2 protein-coding genes are annotated in these 2,654 nt (G+C 71.6%); one reads left to right on the forward strand and one right to left on the reverse strand.

The genetic code is table 11. The annotated features are described in order from the left end of the window. Positions 1-259 precede the first annotated feature (259 nt). Entirely contained in the window at positions 260-1,597 is a 1,338-nt protein-coding gene (locus tag ACFWP2_RS06390; RefSeq protein WP_380448969.1) for a multidrug effflux MFS transporter, read from the forward strand. A gap of 159 nt (positions 1,598-1,756) precedes the next feature. Here the strand turns inward: ACFWP2_RS06390 and ACFWP2_RS06395 are convergent. Next, positions 1,757-2,654 (reverse strand): carbohydrate binding domain-containing protein (locus ACFWP2_RS06395; protein ID WP_380448971.1); only part of this gene is annotated, 898 nt, incomplete at its 5' end.

Here is a 2,654-nt window from a genome sequence, read left to right on the forward strand (position 1 = left end):
GCTCCCGCAACCCAGCAAGATCACTACGTCCAACGCCCACGGTCCTCGCAACTCCCACGGATCGCGGGTGTTGCGAGGACCGTTAGAACCCAAGGATGCGGGCGGGCCGTCGTCGTGTGCGGGCCGGGACCGGGCGGCCGACGACCGCCGGACGCACCCTCACGGCCGAACAGCGCGCACCCCCGCTGTCGGAACCGGCCCGGGCTGCGATAGGACGGAGCGCGAACGAACCCCACGTCACCCGTCCGTAAGGAGCGCCATGCCCGGCCCGACCGTCGGCCCCACCGACGACACGTCGACCGCTGCCACTCCCGCCCCCGCCACTACACCCACCACCACCACACCCGCCACCGTGCCCGCCCCCGGATCCGTCGCCGCATCCGCCACAGGCCAGGCCCGGCCCGGCTGGGCCGTGATCGCCGCCCTCGGCGGGATCGCCGCGCTCGGCCCGCTCACCACCGACCTCTACCTCCCGGGCCTGCCCGCGATCGCCGACGACCTGGTCGCCCAGCCTGCCGCCGTCCAGCTCACCCTGACCTTCTCGATGCTCGGGGTCGCGGCCGGGCAGCTGGTCTTCGGACCGCTCAGTGACCGCTACGGGCGTCGCCGGCCGCTGCTCGCGGGGCTCGTCCTCTACACCCTGGCCAGCGTGGTGTGCGTGTTCGCGCCGAACCTGACGGTGCTGATCGTCGGCCGCTTCGTCCAGGGCGCGGCCGGCTCCGCCGGGCTGGTGATCGGGCGCGCCGTCTCCCGGGACCGCTTCCAGGGCATCGCGCTGCTGCGCTTCCTCGCCTCGATCGCCCTGATATCCGGGCTGGCGCCGATCCTCGCCCCGATCATCGGGGCGCAGCTGATGCGGTTCACCTCGTGGCGCGGCACCTTCGGCGTGCTCACGGCCCTCGGGCTGCTGCTCACCCTGGTCTCGTTCGCGGTGCTGCGCGAGACGCTGCCGCCGGAGACCCGGGACGGCGGTGGGGTCGGTGCGGCCCTGCGGACGATGGGGAGGCTGCTGCGCAACCTGCCGTTCCTCGGGCTGGCGCTGACCAGCTCCCTCGCCTTCGGGGCGCTGTTCGGCTACATCAGCGGGTCGTCGACGGTGCTCCAGGACGTGTACCAGGTCTCGCCGCAGACCTACAGCCTGCTGTTCGGGCTGAACTCGTTCTCGATCGTGGTGATGACCCAGGTGAACGGGCGGGTGCTGGCGCCGCGCTTCACACAGCGGGCACTGATGCTGGGCAGCCTCGCTGCGGCGGTCGCCGCCGGGGTGGCGCTGGTGCTGCTGACGACGGTGTGGGACTTCGGGCTGGCCGGGTTCTGCCCGCCGCTGTTCGTGATGATGGGCAGCTTCGGAGTGCTGCTGCCGAACACTGCCGCCCAGGCGCTGGGCCTGGTCGAGCCGCAGGTGGCGGGTACGGCGTCGGCGCTGCTGGGGACGGGCAACTTCCTGTGCGGTGCGGTGGTCGCACCGCTGAGCAGCCTCGGCGGTCGGCCGTCCGCCGTGCTGCTGGCGCTGGTGGTCCTGGTCTGCGGGACGCTCGCGACGCTGGCCTACCTGACGCTGTGCCGGCCGGAGCGGATGCGGCGGGCGGGCGGCTGACGGCCGGATAGCAGCGAACGGACGACAAGGAGCGGACGAAGGAGCGGACGACAAGGGACAGAGAACAGCGAACAGACGACAGCGAACAGTAAACGGATGACAGCTGACAGATGTTGAAATCTGTCAGCTGTCATCCGTCATTCGTCACCCGAAGCGGACTCAGGCGATGGAGAAGTCATCCCCGTACACGGTGCCCTGGCCGTACCAGCCGTGCAGGTACACGGTGACGGTGCCGTTGGCGCCGGTGGTGAAGGGGACGGACAGCTTGGTCCAACCGGAGGAGTTGGCCCAGGCACTGGCGGTGGCGCCGCCGCTGACGCCGACGTAGGCGTAGTTGCCCTGCACCCAGCCGCTCAGGGTGTAGCTGGTGTTGGGCTTCAGCGTGACGGTCTGCGAGCACTCGCCGGTCTGGCCGGCGGTGGCCGCCGCCTGGAGCGCCTTGCTGCCGGAGTGGACCGGGGTGGAGACCACGGCGCCGCCGCTCTGGCAGGTCCACGGGGACAGGCTGCCGCTCTCCAGGTCACCGTTGACCAGGCCGGTCGTCGGGCCGGCCCCGGTGACCGTCAGCGTGTAGGCCGCGATGTGGTTGCCGGAGGCCCCGGTGGCGGAGACGCCGAGCTGGTAGGTGCCCGGAGCTGTGGCGGCGGTGGTGCTGATGTTGAGCGTGGCGCTGTTGCCGGCGGTCACGCTGCCGGGGGTGATGGTGGCGGTGACGCCGACGGTCGGGGTGCTGATGACTGCGAGGTTGAGGTTCTGCGCCGAGCCGGCGGTGACCGCCGTCGTGATGGTGGCCGAGGTGGACGAACCGGCCGCGACGGTACCGGAGTTCGGGTTCACGGCGACGGAGAAGTCGTTCCCGGGCTGGGAGCCGGTGACCTTCAGGGTGAAGGTGCTGGTGTGGCTGCCGGAGGCCGCCGCGCCGGTCACCGTGATCGGGTAACTCCCGGGCGTCACCGAGGAGATGGTGCTGATGTTGAGCGTGGCGCTGTTGCCGGCGGTCACGCTGCCGGGGGTGACGGTGGCGGTGACGCCGGCCGGAGCGCCGCTGACCGTGAGG

Source organism: Kitasatospora sp. NPDC058444, from assembly GCF_042721415.1.
Classification (GTDB): domain Bacteria; phylum Actinomycetota; class Actinomycetes; order Streptomycetales; family Streptomycetaceae; genus Kitasatospora.